We start from the raw sequence: 334 nt of genomic DNA, 5'->3' as shown, positions 1-334 counted from the left end.
CATAATCGAACGACAGGTCCAGGCTGATTTTGCAGGCCTTCTCGCCCAAAGGCTTGAACACCCACACCCCATGCAATTGGGTAAAGGGGCCCTCCTCCAGGTTCATTTCGATGGACTGCCCGGGCACCAGCACGTTGCGCGTCACAAAGTGCTGGCTTATGCCGCCCTTGGCCACTTCGAGCTTGGCACGCATGTGCGTTTCGCTGCTGTCGATCACCGTCGCGGCCGAGCACCACGGCAGGAACTGCGGGTAGCTGGCCACGTCGTTGACCAGATCGTAGAGCGCCTGGGCGGGGTATGGCAGCAGGGCGGAGCGTTGAATATGGGTAGTCAT

At 60.5% G+C, this 334-nt stretch carries 1 protein-coding gene; it reads right to left on the bottom strand.

What is annotated here, in order from left to right; translation table 11 throughout:
• Window positions 1-334: type II toxin-antitoxin system RatA family toxin (locus tag QWI17_RS21590; protein ID WP_302724607.1), on the bottom strand; the 334-nt coding region annotated here is incomplete at both ends.

The organism is Gilvimarinus gilvus (assembly GCF_030518155.1).
Taxonomy (GTDB): Bacteria; Pseudomonadota; Gammaproteobacteria; order Pseudomonadales; family Cellvibrionaceae; genus Gilvimarinus; species Gilvimarinus gilvus.
The sequence above is the reverse complement of the archived record's forward strand: the minus strand, read 5'-3'. Positions and strand labels throughout refer to the sequence as shown.